This window comes from Curtobacterium sp. ME12 (assembly GCF_903970855.1).
Lineage (GTDB): Bacteria > Actinomycetota > Actinomycetes > Actinomycetales > Microbacteriaceae > Curtobacterium > Curtobacterium poinsettiae_A.
In genome coordinates this window covers 22,464-41,191 of the sequence record NZ_CAJCKD010000032.1, presented here as the reverse complement: position 1 = coordinate 41,191, position 18,728 = coordinate 22,464, and the positions used below count along the sequence as shown (strand labels likewise).

19 protein-coding genes are annotated in these 18,728 nt (G+C 71.7%); 11 read left to right on the top strand and 8 right to left on the bottom strand.

Annotated elements, in window-relative coordinates; genetic code table 11:
- Together H7A73_RS14295 and H7A73_RS18215 are read left to right on the top strand one after the other, a co-directional pair.
- On the top strand, positions 1–918 hold a 918-nt coding region (locus tag H7A73_RS14295; protein WP_182066578.1), incomplete at its 5' end, for a methyltransferase domain-containing protein.
- Between the two features lie 303 nt (positions 919–1,221).
- Entirely contained in the window at positions 1,222–1,920 is a 699-nt protein-coding gene (locus H7A73_RS18215; RefSeq protein WP_182066577.1) for a transglycosylase family protein, read from the top strand.
- A 69-nt stretch (positions 1,921–1,989) separates the two neighbouring features.
- Here H7A73_RS18215 and H7A73_RS14285 read toward each other — a convergent pair whose 3' ends face one another.
- Together H7A73_RS14285 and H7A73_RS14280 are read right to left on the bottom strand one after the other, a co-directional pair.
- Entirely contained in the window at positions 1,990–3,033 is a 1,044-nt protein-coding gene (locus tag H7A73_RS14285; protein ID WP_182066576.1) for an LCP family protein, read from the bottom strand.
- 75 nt (positions 3,034–3,108) lie between these two features.
- Positions 3,109–3,516: a MarR family winged helix-turn-helix transcriptional regulator gene (locus H7A73_RS14280; RefSeq protein ID WP_182066575.1), complete on the bottom strand. Its 408-nt coding sequence runs from the start codon at positions 3,514–3,516 to the stop codon at positions 3,109–3,111.
- A gap of 77 nt (positions 3,517–3,593) precedes the next feature.
- Here H7A73_RS14280 and H7A73_RS14275 point away from each other — a divergent pair, with 77 nt between their 5' ends.
- The 4 genes from H7A73_RS14275 to H7A73_RS14260 all read left to right on the top strand — a co-directional run bounded on the left by H7A73_RS14275 (position 3,594) and on the right by H7A73_RS14260 (position 8,841).
- Positions 3,594–5,708 carry an MMPL family transporter gene (locus H7A73_RS14275; RefSeq protein ID WP_182066574.1) on the top strand — a complete coding sequence of 705 codons (2,115 nt, stop codon included), beginning with the start codon at positions 3,594–3,596 and terminating at the stop codon, positions 5,706–5,708.
- 12 nt (positions 5,709–5,720) lie between these two features.
- Complete coding sequence (locus tag H7A73_RS14270; RefSeq protein WP_182066573.1) at positions 5,721–6,371, top strand: GntR family transcriptional regulator; 651 nt, start codon at positions 5,721–5,723, stop codon at positions 6,369–6,371.
- Positions 6,372–6,517: 146 nt separating this feature from the next.
- The gene (locus H7A73_RS14265; RefSeq protein ID WP_182066572.1) at positions 6,518–8,020 is read left to right on the top strand and encodes an LCP family protein; all 1,503 of its coding nucleotides are present in this window, start codon (positions 6,518–6,520) and stop codon (positions 8,018–8,020) included.
- Positions 8,021–8,058: 38 nt separating this feature from the next.
- The gene (locus H7A73_RS14260) at positions 8,059–8,841 is read left to right on the top strand and encodes an endonuclease/exonuclease/phosphatase family protein (protein WP_182066571.1); all 783 of its coding nucleotides are present in this window, start codon (positions 8,059–8,061) and stop codon (positions 8,839–8,841) included.
- Between the two features lie 58 nt (positions 8,842–8,899).
- Here the strand turns inward: H7A73_RS14260 and H7A73_RS14255 are convergent, their stop codons facing one another.
- Positions 8,900–9,643, bottom strand: a complete 744-nt coding sequence (locus H7A73_RS14255) for a hypothetical protein (protein ID WP_182066570.1) — start codon at positions 9,641–9,643, stop codon at positions 8,900–8,902.
- A gap of 198 nt (positions 9,644–9,841) precedes the next feature.
- On the opposite strand from H7A73_RS14255, the gene H7A73_RS14250 reads away from it, so the two are divergent.
- On the top strand, positions 9,842–10,768 hold the full coding sequence (locus tag H7A73_RS14250; RefSeq protein WP_182066569.1) for an SDR family oxidoreductase: 927 nt from the start codon (positions 9,842–9,844) through the stop codon (positions 10,766–10,768).
- Between the two features lie 130 nt (positions 10,769–10,898).
- Here H7A73_RS14250 and H7A73_RS14245 read toward each other — a convergent pair whose 3' ends face one another.
- On the bottom strand, positions 10,899–11,216 hold the full coding sequence (locus H7A73_RS14245) for a hypothetical protein (RefSeq protein WP_182066568.1): 318 nt from the start codon (positions 11,214–11,216) through the stop codon (positions 10,899–10,901).
- A gap of 169 nt (positions 11,217–11,385) precedes the next feature.
- Here H7A73_RS14245 and H7A73_RS14240 point away from each other — a divergent pair, with 169 nt between their 5' ends.
- Together H7A73_RS14240 and H7A73_RS14235 are read left to right on the top strand one after the other, a co-directional pair.
- On the top strand, positions 11,386–12,069 hold the full coding sequence (locus H7A73_RS14240) for a TetR/AcrR family transcriptional regulator (RefSeq protein ID WP_182066567.1): 684 nt from the start codon (positions 11,386–11,388) through the stop codon (positions 12,067–12,069).
- 91 nt (positions 12,070–12,160) lie between these two features.
- Positions 12,161–12,355: a DUF2795 domain-containing protein gene (locus H7A73_RS14235; RefSeq protein WP_027467172.1), complete on the top strand. Its 195-nt coding sequence runs from the start codon at positions 12,161–12,163 to the stop codon at positions 12,353–12,355.
- A gap of 94 nt (positions 12,356–12,449) precedes the next feature.
- On the opposite strand, the gene H7A73_RS14230 is transcribed toward H7A73_RS14235, so the two are convergent.
- The 3 genes from H7A73_RS14230 to H7A73_RS14220 all read right to left on the bottom strand — a co-directional run bounded on the left by H7A73_RS14230 (position 12,450) and on the right by H7A73_RS14220 (position 14,816).
- Entirely contained in the window at positions 12,450–13,967 is a 1,518-nt protein-coding gene (locus H7A73_RS14230) for a threonine/serine exporter ThrE family protein (protein ID WP_182066566.1), read from the bottom strand.
- 57 nt (positions 13,968–14,024) lie between these two features.
- A complete protein-coding gene (locus H7A73_RS14225) occupies positions 14,025–14,279 on the bottom strand; it encodes a hypothetical protein (RefSeq protein WP_182066565.1) in 255 nt (84 codons plus the stop codon).
- 96 nt (positions 14,280–14,375) lie between these two features.
- Positions 14,376–14,816 carry an OsmC family peroxiredoxin gene (locus H7A73_RS14220; RefSeq protein WP_182066564.1) on the bottom strand — a complete coding sequence of 147 codons (441 nt, stop codon included), beginning with the start codon at positions 14,814–14,816 and terminating at the stop codon, positions 14,376–14,378.
- A gap of 137 nt (positions 14,817–14,953) precedes the next feature.
- On the opposite strand from H7A73_RS14220, the gene H7A73_RS14215 reads away from it, so the two are divergent.
- Together H7A73_RS14215 and H7A73_RS14210 are read left to right on the top strand one after the other, a co-directional pair.
- The gene (locus tag H7A73_RS14215) at positions 14,954–15,553 is read left to right on the top strand and encodes a DUF805 domain-containing protein (RefSeq protein ID WP_182066563.1); all 600 of its coding nucleotides are present in this window, start codon (positions 14,954–14,956) and stop codon (positions 15,551–15,553) included.
- A 21-nt stretch (positions 15,554–15,574) separates the two neighbouring features.
- Positions 15,575–16,618, top strand: coding sequence for an NAD(P)-dependent alcohol dehydrogenase (locus H7A73_RS14210; RefSeq protein WP_182066562.1), 1,044 nt, complete (start codon positions 15,575–15,577; stop codon positions 16,616–16,618).
- 109 nt (positions 16,619–16,727) lie between these two features.
- Here the strand turns inward: H7A73_RS14210 and H7A73_RS14205 are convergent, their stop codons facing one another.
- On the bottom strand, positions 16,728–18,608 hold the full coding sequence (locus H7A73_RS14205) for a gamma-glutamyltransferase (protein WP_182066561.1): 1,881 nt from the start codon (positions 18,606–18,608) through the stop codon (positions 16,728–16,730).
- Between the last annotated feature and the right edge of the window lie 120 nt (positions 18,609–18,728).

The following is an 18,728-nucleotide window of genomic DNA, read 5'->3' as shown; positions in this document are numbered from 1 at the left end:
GTCGGCATCCTCGACCACCGGCAGCGCGGGGTGGACCTCCGGCACTGCGGCATCTGCACGCCCGGCATCCGGCACGCGTTGCCCGTGCTGGCCGAGTTCGTCTCGACCGCCGGGCTGATCCCGTACGACGTCGCCGCGCGCCGGGGCGAGCTCAAGTACGTCCTGGTCACCGAGTCGCCCGACGGCGAGCTGATGATCCGGTTCGTGCTGCGTTCCGAGGGGCAGCTCCCGCGGCTCCGCCAGCACCTCGACGCCCTGCGTGCCGCACTGCCGAACGCGGTCGTGGTGACCGTCAACCTGCTGCCCGAGCACAAGGCCGTCACCGAAGGTGACCGCGAGGTCGTGCTGACCGAGCAGGAGACCCTGCCGATGCGGCTCGGCGGGATCACGATGCACCTGCGGCCGCAGAGCTTCTTCCAGACGAACACCGGCGTCGCGACCGAGCTGTACGCGCAGGCCTCGGCGTGGATCGACGAGCTCGACCCGGCATCGATGTGGGACCTGTACTGCGGCGTCGGCGGGTTCGCACTCCACGCTGCCCGTCCCGGCCGCGTGGTGACCGGCATCGAGACGAGCGCCGAGGCGATCCGTTCCGCGAAGCAGTCCGCTCGTGAGGCCGGCCTCGAAGGCCTCCGGTTCGCCGCAGACGACGCGACCGAGCACGCCGTCCGCGCCCGTCCGGACGCGGTGCCCGAGCTCGTCGTCGTGAACCCTCCGCGTCGCGGCATCGGAGAGCGCTTGTCGACCTGGCTCGAGGAGTCGGATGTCCAGCACGTCGTCTACTCGAGCTGCAACCCGGTGACCCTGGCGAAGGACCTCGCGCGCATGCCGTCGTTCCGACTGCGTCGCGCCCGGGTGCTCGACATGTTCCCGCAGACCGGCCATCTCGAGGCCGTGACCCTGTTGTCGCGGACGTGATCCGGGCCTCCCGGTCGTCATTGCCAGGGAATTGCCAAGGACGCGTACCCGGGTACGGCTCGATCACCATGGCCATGGGGATCGAGCCGTTCAGGTTCCGGGGAGGGGTACATAGCATGCACGGGTAGAACCGTTTGTCTCGGTTTGATAACAGTCAAGAGTTTCCTATGGTTGCCGACCGAGGTGCCGCCGGCCCGATGACCACTGCCCCCGGTGGCGCACCCCCACAACTGACCGCGATCGGTCGGGGTGGGCAGTGGATCCCGCAGCAGATGCGGCTCGTGACCCCGGTGGAGCAATCACATGAAGAAGCTTTCCCGTACCCGCACCATCGTCGGCGGCCTGGCGTTCGCCGGCATCGCCGCGACCGGTGTCGGCCTCGCGGCAACCCCCGCGAACGCAGCGTCCGGTTCGACCTGGGACGCCCTCGCGCAGTGCGAGTCCGGCGGCAACTGGGCCATCAACACCGGCAACGGCTACTACGGCGGCCTGCAGTTCAACCTCGGTACCTGGCAGGCGAACGGTGGCGCGGGCAACCCCGCCGCCGCCAGCCGCGAGGCCCAGATCGCCGTCGCCGAACGTGTCCTCGCCTCGCAGGGTTGGGGCGCATGGCCCGCCTGCTCGGCCCAGCTCGGGCTGAGCGGCACCAGCGGTGCAGCCCCCGCCGCGGCGGCTCCGGCCCCCGCACCGGCTCCGGCGCCCGCACAGCAGGCCGCCCCGCAGCCTGCTGCTCCGGCGCCCGCCGAGCAGGCCGCCCCGCAGCCGGCCGCGCCGAGCACGACCGAGTCGACGCCCGCCCCGGCAGCGACGACGCCGAGCAAGCCGGCCCCGGTGAAGACGAGCGGCAAGACGTACACGATCGCCTCGGGTGACACGCTCGACACGATCTCGACGAAGCTCGGGATCGAGGGTGGCTGGAAGCAGCTCTGGGCCGCGAACACGTCGACCATCGACGACGCGAACCTGATCTACGCCGGCCAGGAGCTCCAGCTCCCCGCCTGATCTCTCCGCAGACCGAACACGACGACGCCCCACGACCCCGAGTCGTGGGGCGTCGTCGTGCGTGCCGGGCTACTGCGGGTCGTCGGCGAGCCAGCCGGCGACGTCGTCGGACCGGAGCGCCTGGGACAGGGACCCGACCGCGAGCTGGTTCAGCGTCACGACCGACTGCCCGTCCGGTGACGTCCCGGAACCCGCCGTCGGTACCGTGAAGGTCACGAGGTCATCGGCCCGGACCGCGCGGAGCGACCACCCGAGTTCGGCCATCCGAGTGAACGTGAACCCGGCGTCGACCGACAGGTGTGCGCTCGTCGCAGCGACGAAGTCCTGGATGCGCCCGGGGTTGGTGACGGTGCCGCGGGACAGCAGTCCGTCCACGACGCCGCGCATGAACGCCTGCTGGTTGCGGACCCGGGTGTGGTCGGCGTCGGCGAAGGCGTGGCGCTCCCGCACGAAGGCGAGTGCCTCGGCGCCGTCGAGCCGGTTCGTCCCCGCCACGAAGTCGTGGTGGGTGGTCGAGAAGGCCTGCGGGGACGTCACGGTCACGCCGCCGAGGGCATCGGTCACGTCCTCGAACCCGGTGAAGTCGATCTCGGCGACGTGGTCGACCCGGACGTCCAGGAGATGCTCGACGGTCTGCACCGTGAGGGGTACCCCGCCCCAGGCGTACGCGGCGTTCATCTTGGCGCGCCCGTGCCCGGGGACCTCGACCCAGGAGTCCCGCATGATCGACATCAGGTAGACGTGCTGACGATCGGCGGGCACGTGCGCCAGCATCAGGGTGTCCGAACGCCCGCCCGCCGCCGCGGGTCCACCGTCGGGGTTGCCCTGCGCCCGGGAGTCGGAACCGATGAGCAGGACGTTCTCGCCCGCCGTCGGCGTCGGCCGGGTACCGCTCGGGAATGGGTTGCTGATGGTCTCACGTCCGGCGTCGAAGCTCCGAGCGAGACCGCCGACGAACGCACTCGCGACGACGGCGACGACCAGGGCGACGCCGACGAGCGAGCCGAGCGTCGCGATCAGCGCGACCAGGAACGGCCGCCGTCGCCGTCTGCTGCCGGCGGCGGCGTGCTGAGCGTGTGCAACGGCCGCGCGGGCGGCTCGGCGTTCGGACATTCGGGGCTCCTGTGGTCAGGTCGGCACGAACCGACCACGGGATACTACCGCATGTGGTATTTCAACGACAATGTTTCAATCAGTCGCTGGCTTGGCGAGTAGCTCGCCCAGCGCCGACCGGAGTGCGGGGTCCTCCGGCAGGACCTCGCGCTCGATGTGCCGCGCGGTCTCCCAGGCGGACCGGCCGGCGGCCGTCACGCTCACGATGCGGCGCCGACGATCGGCGGGGTGCGGAGCGCGCTCGACCAGGCCGTCCCGCTCCATCCGCTCGAGCGTGCGGGACATCGTCTGCGGCTGGACCCGGGCCGTGCGGGCGATGGTGTCGGCGCCGGTCGGACCGGTCCGGATCAGGATGTCGATCGCGACGACCGCGGCGTGCGAGAGCCCGATGGCGCGGAGGCGTTCGTCCCAGTCCCGCTCGACGGACCGTGCAGCCGCGGACAGCAGGCGCCCGAGGGGCCACTGCTCGCTCGTGTCCTGCATGCCGTGATTCTATGGTCGCCGAGCGCCCTCGACGGTCAAGTAGTCAGCATGCTGACGATCGGTGTACGCTCACCGACGTGTCCCGCTCCCTCCGCATCGTCCTCCCCGCGCTCGTCATCGTGGTCTGGCTCGGCATCGCCTCGGTCGGCGGTCCCTTCTTCGGCAAGATCTCCGAGGTCTCCACCAACGACCAGACCTCGTTCCTGCCCGCATCGGCCGACGCCACGAAGGTGCAGGAACGGTCCTCCGAGTTCCGCGACGAGTCGGGGGCGCCCGCGATCATCGTCCTCGAGCGCGACGGCGGCCTGACGTCGACCGACCTCGCCGACGCGAAAGCACTCGCCACGACGCTGTCCGACCGGGCCGACGTCGAGGCCGTCAGCCCGGTGATCCCGAGCGAGGACGGCGACGCGGTCGAGATCGTCGCCACGCTCACACAGGACGCCGAGACCGGGGACGCGGTCGAGGCCATCCGGTCAGACGTCGACGATGCGCTGCCGTCCGGTGTGAGCGGCCACGTCACCGGCCCGGCCGGGTTCACCGCGGACCTGACCGAGGCCTTCGCCGGCATCGACGGGCTGCTGCTCGGGGTGGCGCTCGCCGCGGTGTTCGTGATCCTGATCATCGTCTACCGATCACCCCTGCTGCCCGTCCTCGTGCTCGGTACCGCCACGTTCGCCCTGTGCGCCTCGATCCTCGTGGTCTGGTGGCTCGCCGAGGCCGACATCGTGACGGTCAACGGGCAGGTGCAGGGCATCCTGTCGATCCTGGTGATCGGTGCGGCGACGGACTACGCGCTCCTGTACACCTCGCGCTTCCGGGAGGCCCTGCGCGACCACCGCACGGGTTGGGACGCGACGAAGGCCGCCCTGCGGGGGAGCCTCGAGCCGATCCTGGCCTCGGGCGGCACGGTGATCGTCGGGGTCCTCTGCCTGCTGCTCTCCGACCTCAACTCGAACAAGGCGCTCGGCCCCGTCGCGGCCATCGGCATCGCCTTCAGCCTGCTCGCCGCCCTGACGCTCCTGCCCGCGCTGCTGCTCGCGTTCCGCCGCGCGGCGTTCTGGCCGCTGCGTCCCGCGTTCGGCAGCGCCCACCCCGAGCTCACCGGTCCGGACGCCCGTGGCATCTGGGCGCGCGTCGGCCGGCTCGTCGCCCGGCGGTCGCGAGTGGTGTGGATCGTCTGCACGGTGGGCCTGCTCGCGATGGGTGCCGGCCTGTTCGGACTCAAGGCGGACGGGGTGCCGCAGAGTGACCTCATCATCGGATCATCGCAGGCGCGTGACGGGCAGGACGTGCTGGCCGACCACTTCCCGGGCGGCTCCGGCAGCCCCGCGCAGGTCATCGGCGCGGAGCGCGACCTCGACCAGCTCGTCGATGCGATCACCGCGGTGGACGGGGTCGACGGTGTCGTCGCCGCGGCGAAGGACAGCCCCGCCGGGACCGTCCCGGTGACCGGGGACGCCGCCGGCAGCAGCACGCCGACCGTCTCCCGCGGTGACGTCCTGCTCGAGGCGACCCTGTCCGACGCCGCCGACTCGGACGCCGCCGAGCAGACCGTCCGCGACCTCCGCACCGCCGTCGAACGGGTCGACCCGGGAGCGATCGTCGGTGGCGTCACCGCGACGGCGGTCGACACGAACGACACCGGCATCCGTGACCGCACGTTGATCATCCCCGTGGTGCTCGTGGTCATCCTGCTGATCCTGATGCTCCTGCTCCGCAGCATCGTCGCGCCGCTCGTCCTGATCGGCAGCGTGATCGTGTCCTTCGCGGCGGCCCTCGGTGTCGGAGCGCTCGTCTTCGACCACGTGTTCGACTTCCCGGGCGCGGACCCGAGCGTGCCGCTGTACTCGTTCGTGTTCCTGGTGGCACTCGGCGTCGACTACAACATCTTCCTCATGACACGAGTGCGCGAGGAGGCGCTGCGACACGGTCCACGCGAGGGTGTCCTGCGCGGACTCGGCGTGACCGGCGGGGTGATCACGTCGGCGGGCGTCGTGCTCGCCGCCACGTTCGCCGCCCTCGGCGTCATACCGATCCTGTTCCTCGTGCAGATCGCGTTCGTCGTCGCGTTCGGCGTCCTGCTCGACACGATCGTGGTCCGCTCGCTGCTCGTGCCGGCGCTGGCCTACGACCTCGGGCACCGCGCCTGGTGGCCGTCGCGCCTCTCGCGGACGAACCCTGACATGTGACACGCTGGGTCCATGCCAGTTCCCTCGACGCAGCCCGCTGCCGAGCGCAAGCTCCTCCGTGACACGGTGCAGGACAAGATCCGCGACGCCATCATGGACGGCACGCTCGAGCCCGGGGAACGGCTCAACGACGACGACCTGATCGCCTGGCTCGGGGTGTCCCGCACCCCGATCCGCGAAGCCCTCGCCGAACTCGCCCGGGCCGGGCTGATCGAGATGGCACCGAACCGCTACACCCGCGTCGCGGCGCCGACGAAGGGGGAACTCCTCGACGCGTACCGCACCCTCGGCGTGATCTACGGCGGCGTCGTGCGGCTCGCGGTGCCCCGGTTCACAGACGCCCAGCGCAGGAAGATCGTGAAGATGCTCGACGACGTGCACGCGCGGGTGAGCGCCGACGAGCAGGACCAGGTCGCGCGCGACGGAGCCGGCATCTACTCGATGTGGGCCGACGCGTGCGGCAACCCGTCGCTCGTGCAGCTCTGCAACTCGACGACCGACGGGCTCTCGTTCAAGCTCCGGGTGCCGGAGCTCGCCGAGCTCGTGCCGGCCGACGTGATCCTGCCCGAGCTCACGAAGCTCAAGGACGCCGTCGTCGCGAAGGACCCCATCGCTGCCGAACTCGCCATGGAGGCGATCCACCTGCTCCCGTCGCGCGACTAGCGTCACGAGCGCGACGGGGTGACGGACAGGAGGCCCGTGGGGGCGCCGCCGACACCGTTCCGTGATCCAGGTGGTGACGGCCACTCCGGGGCGACCTTCCAGGCGCATCCCATGTCCGTTCCCCGCGCGGCGGTTATGGTTTCCCGGTGAGCAACGAACCCGAGCAGACGACCGAGCCCGCACGCCGCGGCGCCGCGACGCCGCGCCACGGGCGCCAGAAGCGACGCGCAGGCGTCGTGTTCCCGGCGGTCGCGGGGGTGCTCACCATGGCCCTCCTGCTGAGCGGTGGGTACGCGGCATTCGCCTACAACCGCCTCCAGAGCGGGGTCACGCGCATCGACGCGATCGCCGGCACGAAGAACGCGAAGGACGACGTCGACGGCAAGGCGCAGAACATCCTGCTCGTCGGCGACGACCACCGCCCGGACAACGCGACGCCGGAACAGCTCGCCGAACTCAGCACCGAAGAGGACGGCGGTGCCACGAACACCGACACGATGATCGTGCTGCACATCAACGCCGACGGCAGCCAGGCGACGATGATTTCGTTCCCCCGCGACTCGTACGTCGACATCCCGGACGTCGGCAAGGGCAAGCTCAACAGCGCCTTCTACTACGGCACCCTCAACGGCGGCGGAGACACCGGCGGTGCGAAGATGCTCATCAAGACCATCGAGAACCTGAGCGGTCTGCAGATCGACCACTACGTGCGCGTCTCGCTGCTCGGCTTCTACCAGGTGGTCAAGGAACTCGGGCCGGTGCAGGTCTGTCTGAAGCAGGCCACCAACGACCCGTACTCGGGCGTCAACCTGCCCGCGGGCAAGTCCTCGCTCAACGCCAAGGAGGCGCTGTCCTTCGTCCGACAGCGTCACGGCCTGCCGAACGGTGACCTCGACCGCAACGTGCGGCAGCAGTACTTCCTGTCGCAGGAAGCCCGGAAGGTCCTGTCGGCGGGGACGCTGCTCAACCCGGTGAAGATGAACAACATCCTCGGCGCCATCGGCGACTCGATCCAGACCGACACCGACCTGGTGTCCCTGGCCTCGCAGATGCGCAACCTGCGGCCGGGCAACATCCAGTCCGCCACGATCCCGACGCTGGGCACGCCGACCATCTACGTGAACGGCTCCGCCCTGTCGATCGTCGAGGTCGACACCGTCGGCCTGCCCGCCTTCGTGCAGGGCCTGGTCGGCGAGCCCGAGGCGTACACGAAGGCCGGCCGCGCGCAGCCGGCGAACACCGCGGTCACCGTGCTGAACGGCAGCGGGGTCGAGGGTGCCGCGACGGCTGCGGGCCAGGTCCTGACCGCCCGGGGGTTCCAGGTCGCCCCGGCCGGCTCCTCCGAGACGACCAAGACGACCCAGGTGCAGTACCCCGCCGGCCAGGAATCGCAGGCGAAGGCCATCGCCTCCGCGGTGCCCGGCGCCGTCGCCGTCCGCACCAACGCGGTCACCGGTGTCACGCTCGTGCTCGGTACCGACGGCAAGACCGCGAAGCCGATCGCGACCGAGCCGAGCGCCGGAGCATCGACGCCGTCGACCGGCGGTTCGAGCACCGGCTCGAAGCCGACGAAGCAGCCCGCGAAGGAGCCGACGCCCAAGTCGACCGACGTGCACAACTACGGGAACGACAGCACCTGCATCTACTGATGGGAACCCGCCGGGCAACCGGTCGGTAGGTTCACGGTGTGACCAGCGCCGCACGCCCGATCGTCCTGATGACCTACAACATCAAGAACCCGGACCCCGCGCACGACTGGCCGGCCCGCCTGCCGGTCGTGCTCGACCTGATCCGCCGACACGACCCCGACCTGCTGTGCGTGCAGGAGGCCTTCGCGCACCAGATGGACGACCTGCGTGTCGGCCTGCCGGACCACGCCGACGTCGGGCAGGGGCGCGAGGGCGGCGACGCCGGCGAGCACGCGGCCGTCTTCTACCGCCGCGACCGGTTTCGCCCGTCCGACGAGGGGTCGTTCTGGCTGTCGGACACCCCGGACGAGCCCGTCTCGAACACCTGGGGCAGCCTGTACCCGCGGATCGCGAACCACGCCCGGTTCCTCGACGCCGAGGGGCCCGCGTTCACCCTGCTCACCACGCACCTGGACCACGAGCCCGGTCCGCACGGCGACGAGGTCCGCGGCCGGAGTGCCGCGCTCATCGCCGAACGGCTGGCGGGCGCCACCGGCCCGGTCGTGTTCGCGGGGGACTGCAACGAACCCGCGGGCAGTGGGACGGCCTCGCGGGTGTTCGCCGAGGCCGGGTTCGCCGACGCCTGGCTCGCCGCGGGGGACCCCGCCGACCGCACTGCCACGTACAACGACTGGCAGCCACCCGTCGACTCGGGCGAGCGGATCGACTGGGTGCTCACCCGCGACGTCAGCGCCGTGGACCGCGTCGTCATCGACCACGACGGCCCCGAGACCTGGTTCGCCAGCGACCACTTCCCGGTGATCGCGACCCTGCGGGTCTGAGACACCTCAGCAGCTGCGCGCTCTGCTTGCTGTCAGCAGCTGCGCGCTCTGCTTGCTGTCAGCAGCTGCGCTGCGCGTGGACCGGCATCGGTGAACCGAGCACCGTGACCGTCGTCTCGTCCGTCAGGGCGGAGACGCCGTTGGTACCGGCGTCGTCGGAGTGCTTGCTCGACTCGTCGTCGTCCTCGTCGTGCCGGTCCATCCACCCCTCGCGGAGCAGGAGCTGCCAGGCGCGTGAGTCGTCCGAGCCGTAGGACACCCGCTCCGAGCGGGGGGCATCGGCGATCTCGTCCGCGATGTCGTCGCCCACCCGGACACCGCCCGGGCCGGTCAGCTCGATCTGTCGGCCGAGCACGCTGCGGACCGAGTCGCGCAGCACCCGGATCTCGACGGCGTTGCCGGCCGCCGCGTCGGTCGTCAGGGCTGCGACGCGGATGGCACCGCCCCAGGTGTAGGTGGTGCCCGCGGGGAAGCACGCCCCACCGTCGCCCTCGGCCGTCTGCGTGCGGGACGGTGTGCCGAGCAGACGGTTCAGGACGCTCACGGTCAGACCGGAATCGCGCATCGAGGACTCCACCACGGTGTCGTCGTCGTCCCGGAGCACGAGTGCCTCGGCGTCGAGCTCGATCGAGTCCACCCGTCGGAGTTCCGCCTTCGTCACGTGCACCGGAGCGGCGTCGCGCGAGGTCTCGGCGGCAACGGCCACGTCCGCCCCGAGCCCGGCGGTGCCGTCGAACGCGAGCGCACCGGCCGAGAAGGCCAGCACGGCGGCGCCGAGCGCCAGCAGGGTCCGAGGAGTCACCGTTCGACGGTAGGGCCTCGACCGGGACAGAACGACAGGTGTTACCGAATCGGAGCCTGCCCGTCACCGGACCGTGACAAACGAGGATCACGCACCTGCGGCCCTGGAGTGGCGCGGTCGACGGGCGTAGGCCGCTCCGCGCAACGGGGGACAGCCTCCTGGACGGCCCGCAGCGACCCCCTGCGTACCGTCGGCGGCATGACGGACCAGCAGAACGACCAGACCGGGCCTGACCAGTACGTGATGCAGGACCCCACGAAGATGTACGCCGACAAGAAGCCGGACGAGCAGTACCTCGAGGGTGCCGGCACCGACGCGGAGATGGCGCAGAACGTCCCCGCCGACCACGGTGAGGACACCTACCGCGGCTCGGGTCGTCTGACCGGCCGCAAGGCGCTCGTCACCGGTGGCGACTCCGGCATCGGTGCCGCCGTGGCCATCGCCTACGCCCGCGAGGGAGCGGACGTCGCGATCTCGTACCTGCCCGAGGAGCAGGAGGACGCCGACCGCATCGTCGGGCTCATCGAGGCAGCCGGACGCAAGGCCGTCGCGCTGCCGGGCGACATCACCTCGCTCGAGGTCTGCGAGCAGCTCGTGGCCGACGCGGTCGACCAGCTCGGGGGCCTCGACATCCTGGTGAACAACGCCGGCAAGCAGCAGAACGTCGACGACATCACCAAGATCTCCGACGAGGAGTTCGACGAGACCTTCAAGACGAACGCCTACGCGACGTTCCGGATCACGAAGGCCGCCGTGCCGCACCTGCAGCCCGGCTCCACCATCATCAACACGACGTCGATCCAGGCGTACGCCCCGTCGCCGCACCTGGTGCACTACGCGGCCACGAAGGCGACCGTGAACAACCTGGCGAAGGGCCTGGCGGCGCAGCTCGCGCCGAAGGGGATCCGCGTCAACGCGGTCGCCCCCGGTCCGATCTGGACGCCGCTGCAGCCGGCCGGCGGCCAGCCGCCGGAGGCGCTGCCGAGCGCGGGCGAGCAGACCTACCTGGGCCGCTGGGGGCAGCCGGCCGAGCTCGCGCCGGCCTACGTGTTCCTGGCGAGCGGTGAGTCGTCGTACGTCGTGGGTGAGACGCTGCACGTCGACGGCGGGATGCCGACGCCGTAGGGCGCCTGTTCCCGACGGGGCTCTGACGGGAGGCGCGGTGCCGGTGGGTACCGCGCCTCCCGTCGTCCGTGCGGTCGGGTCGACGGCGCCTGGTCGCGTCGGCGGGTCCGCTTGCGGATCCGTCGTGGCGTCAGCAGCTGACCGAGCGCGCCATCCGCTCGAGGAGCTCGCGCGCCGACAGCGCAGCGGCCAGCTCGACCTCGACGGGGTTGATGCCGATCGCCCGCTCGAACGCACGACGGCGGGCCTGGTCGGCGATCGGCACCTCGGGCCGTTGGGGCAGCACGGCGATGGCCCGAGCCGCCGCCTCGAACGCACCGGTGGGGCGTCCGAGCTGCTCCCACATGGCTCGGACGTCGTGCGCCACCTGGTCGGGGTCGCCGCCGAACTCGAAGCCGGTCGAGGCCATGGTCGCGAGTCCCTGGGCAGTGGGGTCGTTCGGGGTCATGGCGGCATGGTCGCACGGGCGGCCGCGAACCGGCTCGACGTCGTGGACTGTCCCCCCTTGTGCCGACACCCGTACCGGGGATTCTGGTGTCCCCCGTTCTGCGTTTGGATGGAGGTGCCCCGGACCCGGGGTGACACGGACAGGACGTCCGGGGACGACGGAGGGCACGATGCTCGAACACACCAGCGCCGACACGCAGGCCGCTGCGGCCGCGGCGGCCACGCTGCACCTGCGGATCACGATCGTGGGTGCCACCGTCGACCTGCTCCGGGACGTCCCCTTCCACGAAGCCCGGCCCGTGCAGGTCGCCGAGCGGATGGGCATCAGTGTCGCTGAGCTGGAGCAGCACTTCCCGTCGTGGGACGGCCTGGTCCTCGCCGCACTCGACCGCTGGAACGGTGCCCGGATGGACGAGGTCACGCACGAGGTCGGTGACGGCTCCACCGTGGACCTGCTCCGCGCCATCGTCGCATCGAACGCCGAGGACCCGGCCCTGATGCGCCTGCTCGTCGCCCTGCTGTCGGTCGCGGGCAACCCGGCGCACCCGATGGCGACCTACCTGCGGTCGCGGTACCAGCTCTTCTTCGCGCAGATCAAGCGCGGCCTGGAGCACGACGTCGCGATCGGCCGTGCCCCGCACGCGATGGACCCCCGCCGCGGCGCCGAGCAGCTGATCGCCCTGTACGAGGGACTGCAACTGCAGGCCCTGCTGCGCGCGGAGCTCGACCTCGTGGCGGCGTTCGACCGCGCGGTCGCCCGGCTCGAGCGCGGCTGGATGGAGCGGTACGAGCCGCAGGCCGCCCGCCGCCTGGCGATGTGGGACGACGACGACTCGGGCAGCTGGGAGATCTGACCGGCGGTTCGTCCGCGGAGCGCGTTCCCCGCGCCGTCGTGCAGCGCCCCGCGGGTACATCGGGAGTCGCAACCCGACGGAAGGAACCGACATGGCAGCACCGAACCCCATCCAGGTCCAGAAGTACCTGAGCGGCATCGACTACCCGGCGTCCAAGGACGACGTGGTCTCGACGGCCGAGCAGGAGGGCGCCCCGGACGACGTCCTCGAGGCGCTCCGCGCGATCCCGGACGGCGAGTACGACGCCCCGACCGCGGTGTCGAGCGCGGTGTCCGACGCCGGCTGAGCGCGGCACATCCACTCGGTGAGCAGAAGAGGTCGCGTGCGTGCGTCGCACCCGACCTCTTCTGCTCACGGAGCGCGGCCCGGACCGGTGCCGCTCACGAAGCTCCGCTCGAGCGCGACCCGCGCGGCACCGACCCGTCGCCGGGGTCGTACCCGGTGTCACGGATGACCCGCAGCGCCGTGGTGTCGTTGTGGACCGAGTGGACGACGACCCGGCGCGTCCGGCGGAGCGCTCGACGGGCACCGGGTGTCGCGAAGAGCCCGCCGAGCACCAGGCCCGCGCCGATCCCGAGTGCCACGGACACCGCCGCCACGAAGTCGAGCGCGGCGCTCGACGACCCGGACATGAAGTTCAGCAGGGCGTTCGACACGGCGACACCGGGCAGCAGTGCCCCGCAGAACGCCGGCACCGCGATCGCCGCCACGGCCGTGCGCATCCGGACGGCCGCGTAGGTCGAGAGCACCCCGAGCAGCACCGCCGCCAGGAACGTCGCCCCGAGCAGTGGCAGCCCGGCCTGCCGCAGCGACCACAGCGCGGCACCGGCGGCGACGGAGAACACCACGGCGACGGGGATCACGCGGGCGCTGGCCTGCTGCACGAAGCAGTTCGCGCCGGCCGACACCACGGTCAGCGACAGCGACGCCCACAGCGGCAGTGTCTGCGTCACGATGCCGGTCGGGTCGACCTCGATCCGCAGCCAGTGTGTGATCGCGATCCCGGCCGGCACCCCGACGACGATCGCGGCGATGACCAGCCCGATGTAGAACGCGCGGGCCACCGCCATCGCCCGGAACCCTGAGATGGCGTCCTGCGCCCAGGTCACCAGGGACGGGTGCGGCAGCAGCAGCACCACGAGCGCTGCGACGATCGTCGCCGCACCGTTCGCGGTGAGCACGCCGGCCCAGATGGCCAGCGTGCCGATCGCCGAGGCCACCGCGCCCTGCGCCCCGGACACGAAGAACTGCGGGTACCCCCGGTCCGTGAGCCAGCGCCCGGAGACGATGATCCCCAGCATCAGCACGAACGCCCCGAGTCCGGCACGCCACCCGCCTCCGGCCTGCACGGCGATCGAGATGCCGAGGACGGACAGGCCGACGTCGGACAGCCACATCGGCCACCGCGGCGGGAGTCGCAGCACGGCGACCAGTGCGCTCACCGCCGAGGTCATGTCGCGGTCGTCGTGGATCAGGTCGTCGACGATCTGGTTCGCCCGCGCGAGCTTGTCGAGGTCGGAGCCGTCCGAGCGCACGGTGCGGACCTTGACGAGCGGCGGGACGTCGGCCGGGGCGTACTGGATCGTCACCGAGCTGCCGGAGAAGTCGAGGTCGAGCGGCGCGAGGTTCCACTTCGTCGAGACCGCGACGACGGCCGTCTCGACGCTCCGGGTGTCGGCGCCGGAGGCGAGCATGACCTCGGCCAGGTCGAGGCAGAAGTCGACGATCTGGGTCGCCGTGTACTGGTCGCGCCCCTTGGCGTCGGGCTCGACGTGCTCGTAGATCGTCCCGCGCAGGCGGGCACGTGCGTCGCGCAGGTCGTGCTGCGCGAGACTGCGGCGGCGTGGCCGGGGTGGGCGGCCCGGCTTGTGCGGGCCCGGGGGGTGCTGCTCGGCCATCACGCCATGGTGCCAGTCGACGGCGGCCGAGTCCGGACGTCCGCTGGACGCTCCGGATCAGCCCCGGCGGCGCGTGCTCAGACGACCGAGGGCGAAGGCCGCGACGACCGCGCCCACCAGCACGAGGACCGGTCCCGCCGTCGCTTGCCAGGGGTGGCTCCCCGCGACGAAGGCGTAGTCGGCCTCCGGCACGAAGGCGGCGAAGCCGAATGTGAAGGTCGGCGCCGTCAGCACGAACACGATCCCGACGACGACGGCCAGCAGGCCGAGCCAGAGGGCGACGAGGGTCGGGGTGGCGAGGAATCGGGGCACGGCACGCAGCGTAGGTGGACGACGGACGGGAGGCCCGGTGCCAGCCGGCACCGGGCCTCCCGTCCGTCACGTGGTGACGACTCCTGCGGTCTGCGCTTACTGCTCGAAGGTCGCGTGCAGGGTGATCTCGACGCCGGTCAGCGCCTTGCTCACGGGGCAGGTCGCCTTGGCGTCCTCGGCGGCCTTGAGGAACGCGGCCTCGTCGATGCCGGAGACCTCGCCGCTGACGGTCAGGACGATGCCGGTGAGGCGGAAGCCGCCCGCCGGGTCCGGGCCGAGCGAGACGTCGGCCTTGACGTCGAGGGCCTCGACCGTGCCGCCGGCCTCGCCGAGGACGGCGGAGAACTGCATGGCGTAGCAGGCCGAGTGTGCGGCGGCGATGAGCTCCTCGGGGCTCGTGGTGCCCCCGGCGTCCTCGGCGGCGCGCTTCGGGAACGAGACGTCGTACGTGCCGACCTTCGAGCTCGAGAGTTCGACCTGGCCGGAACCGTCGTCGAGGCCGCCGTTCCAGGCGGTGCGTGCGGTGCGAGTGGGCATGCCCGCTCCTTTCGTGTGGGGGAGCGGTCCCGAACGGGACCACCGCTCCTGAGTCAATCGGAGAACGATCGTTCTCGCAACCCGCTCACGGCGAAGACGCAGGTCTGCCCTACGATCTGGCACATGGGGGACACGACGTGACAGGCTTCCGCGAGTCCGTGCTCGAGCAGGGCCCGGCCGACGTGACGAACCCGGTGGTCGCCTGGCTCCGGTTCTGGACCCAGGGATGGCGGTTCCACGGGCGGGCGAGTCGCTCGGAGTTCTGGTGGGTGATCGCGCTCGAGCTCGCGCTGGTCGGGGCTGCGCTCTTGATCGTCGGTGTGCACGGGACCGGTGGCCGGTGGGAGCTGTACGTCGACCCGTTCGGAGCCGTCCCGTCGCCGCGGGTCTCGTTCCACCTGCTCGACCGTGGTCAGGACGGGTGGTTCGGCTGGGGAGCCGGCGACCGGGAGGTCTGGCCGGACGCGTGGGACCTGGTGCTGCTCGTCCCGACGATCCTGACCACCGTGCCCCGGTGGTCGCTGCTCGTGCGGCGACTGCACGACCGGGACCACACCGGCCTGTGGATCCTGCTCCTCGTGTTCACGGGGCCGATCGGATGGCTCGTGGTGACGGTGATGGTGGCACGGTCGTCGCGTCCCGGTGGCGCTCGGTTCGACCGCGGGTCGTTCGCCGGGCGGCGTGGCCTCGAGGCGAATGGGCGACACATGTCGTCTTCGACGACAGGTGTAGCGTGAAGGGCGATCAAAGGAGAACCCATGCGCGCCGTCGTGTTCGAGCAGTACCAGACCTTCCCGTCCCTGACCGAGGTCCCGAAGCCCGCACCCGGGCCGGGTGAGGTCCTGCTCAAGGTCGCCGGGGCCGGTGCCTGCCACTCCGACGTCGCCGTGTACCGCGAGTTCCAGCAGGGGCAGCCGGGAGCCCAGGCCCCCGCGTTCGTGCTCGGCCACGAGAACTCCGGATGGGTCGAGGCCGTCGGTGACGGGGTCACGGGCTTCACCGAGGGCGACGCCTACCTGGTCTACGGGCCGGTCGGCTGCGGGCACTGCTCGTACTGCTCGAAGGGTCAGGACACCTACTGCGAGAACGCGGCGACGAACCCGTACATGGGCATCGGTCTCGGGCGTGACGGCGGCATGGCGGAGTACGTGACCGTCCCGGCGCGGAACCTCGTGCCGCTCGGTGACGCCGACCCGATCGCCGCCGCACCGCTCAGCGACGCCGCGCTCACGCCGTACCACGCGATCAAGAACTCCCTGCCGAACCTGGCTGGTGGCGGTCGCTTCGCGCTCGTCGTCGGCCTGGGCGGCCTCGGGCAGATCGCGGTGCAGATCCTCACGGCGCTCACCGGCGCCACGGTCATCGCGACCGACATGAAGCAGGACGCGATGGACCGCGCCGCCGCCCGCGGCGCGATCACCGTCCCCGGCGGCCCGGACCAGGCCGAGCGCATCCGCGAGATCACCGGCGGACGCGGCGTGGACGCGGCCTTCGACTTCGTCGGTGCCACCCCCACGATCACGGTCGCGCAGGCCTCGATGGCGGTCGGCGGCCGGTTCACCGTCGTCGGGATCGCCGGCGGCACCACCGAGTGGAACTTCTTCGCGACGCCGTACGAGTCGACGATCACGAACACCTACTGGGGCACCATCGAGGACCTGCACGAGGTCGTCGCGATGTACCGCGCCGGGCAGATCGTCCCCGACGTCGAGCGGTACGCGCTCTCCGACGCGCTCGAGGCGTACCGGAAGCTCGAGGCTGGGGAGCTCTCGGGCCGCGCGGTGGTCGTCCCGACGCTCTGAGGCGCGGCGTACCTGGTCGGATCGGGCGTACCTGGTCGGAAGTTCTGACCAGGTATGCCCGATCCCACTTTCCAGTGCGGGTGTTCTGGGAAGGAACGGGCGACGGGTCTCAGCGTCCCGCGGCGTAGCCCTGCGCGCCGCGGGGGTTCGCGGCAGCGCCGAGGACACCGGTGTCCGGGTCGCGGGTGACGCACGACAGCCGGCCGAGGCTCCAGTCACCGCCGCGGGTCACGACGTGTCCGCGGGCCTCGAGTGCCGCGATGACCTCGTCGCCCAGGCGGTCCTCGACGACCAGGCCCGCGGGCTCCCACGTGCGCGGCCAGAACGACCCGGGGAACGACGTCGTGTGCAGCGCGGGCGCGTCGATGGCCTGCTGCGGGGAGTACCCGCCGACGATCCACCGCAGCAGGAACAGCAGCTGCCACTGGTCCTGCTGGTCACCGCCGGGGGAACCGAGCGCAGCCACCGGGTGCCCGTCGCGGAGCACCAGGGTCGGGGTCAGCGTGGTGCGGGGGCGCTCGCCGGGCCGCAGTGTCGACGCGGTGTCCGGTTCGAGCCACGTCATCTGCAGGCGCGTGCCGAGGCAGAACCCGAGCTCCGGGATCGTCGGTGACGACTGCAGCCACCCACCGGACGGGGTCGCGCTGACGATGTTGCCCCAGCGGTCCACGACGTCGATGTGGCAGGTGTCACCGCGGGTCTCGCCGTCCGGGGTCACGAACGGCTCGCCGCGGTCCTCGAGCGGAGCCGCCGGCGGGACCTCGGTGTCGGCTTCGGCGTCGCGGGCGACCTGCACGGTGGGTTCGCCCACCCCGACCGACCCGGCGGAGTCGTACGAGGTCCGGACGGGTGGCATCGCGTGTTCGACCCAGGCGACCGTGCCGGGTCGGAGCTCCGCCGAAGCGCGCTCGCCGATCAGCACACGGCGCTCGTCGGCGTAGGCGTCGGAGAGCAGGACGTCCATCGGGACCTCGCCGTCGCCGTAGAACGCCTCGCGGTCGGCGAGTGCGAGCTTCTGCGCCTCGATGATCGTGTGCGCGCCGAGCTCGGTCGACGGGTCGAGCAGGGCGTCGTCGAGCGGTTCGAGCAGCCGTAGCGTCTGGAGCAGCGCCGGACCCTGGCCCCACGGCCCGGTCTTGGCGATCGTGCAGCCGCGGAACTCGGCGGTCGTCGCGGGTTCGTACGACGCCCGGAACGCCGCCAGGTCCGATGACCGGATGACCCCGGCGTGGTCGGTGCCCGACGCGTGCCGGTGCGGTTCGCGGACGAAGCGGTCGATCGCGTCGGCGACGGACCCCTCCGCCCACTCGGACCGGGCCGCGTCGATGCGGCCGGTCCGGCTGCCGGCACCGGCACCGGCGTCGACCAGCCGGTCGAGCACTGCGGCGAGTGCCTCGTTGCGCACCAGGTCCCCGGGGACCGGCACCGTGCCTCCCGGCAGCCACTGCGCGGCGGAGGTGGGCCAGTGCTGCTCGAACAGCTCGCGCACTGCGGTGATCGTCCGGACCACCGCAGGTGCGACCGGGTGGCCGTCACGGGCGTACCCGATCGCGGGGGCGAGGACGTCGGCCAGCTCCCAGGTGCCGTGGTCGCGGAGCAGGAGCAGCCAGGCGTCGACCGCGCCGGGGACGGTCGCGGCCAGCGCGCCGGAGCCGGGGACCAGGTCGAGGCCCTCGGCGCGGTAGTGCTCCGGAGTCGCGCCCTCGGGGGCGGGGCCCTGCCCGACCAGTACCGTCGGCACGGGGTTCGTGGCCGTCGCGAACACGGCCGTCAGGTCACCCCCGGGGCCGTTCAGGTGGGGCTCCACGACCTGCAGGACGAAGGCGCCGGCGACGGCGGCGTCGAAGGCGTTGCCGCCGCGCTCGAGCACCGACTGGGCGGTCGCCGTCGCGATCCAGTGCGTCGAGGCAGCCATGCCGAACGTGCCCTGCAGGTCCGGGCGGGTGGTCTGTGCTGCGGGCGGGACGAAGGCGGGGTTCGGCGTCGACATGGTCCCATCCTGTCCCGCGGCGATCGCTGCCGCGCTGTACACCCCCAGTCCAAGGGGTTGTGCACCCCGCGCAGAAAAGCGAACATCGTTCGGCGACTCGTGCAGGGCGAGCGCCGAACG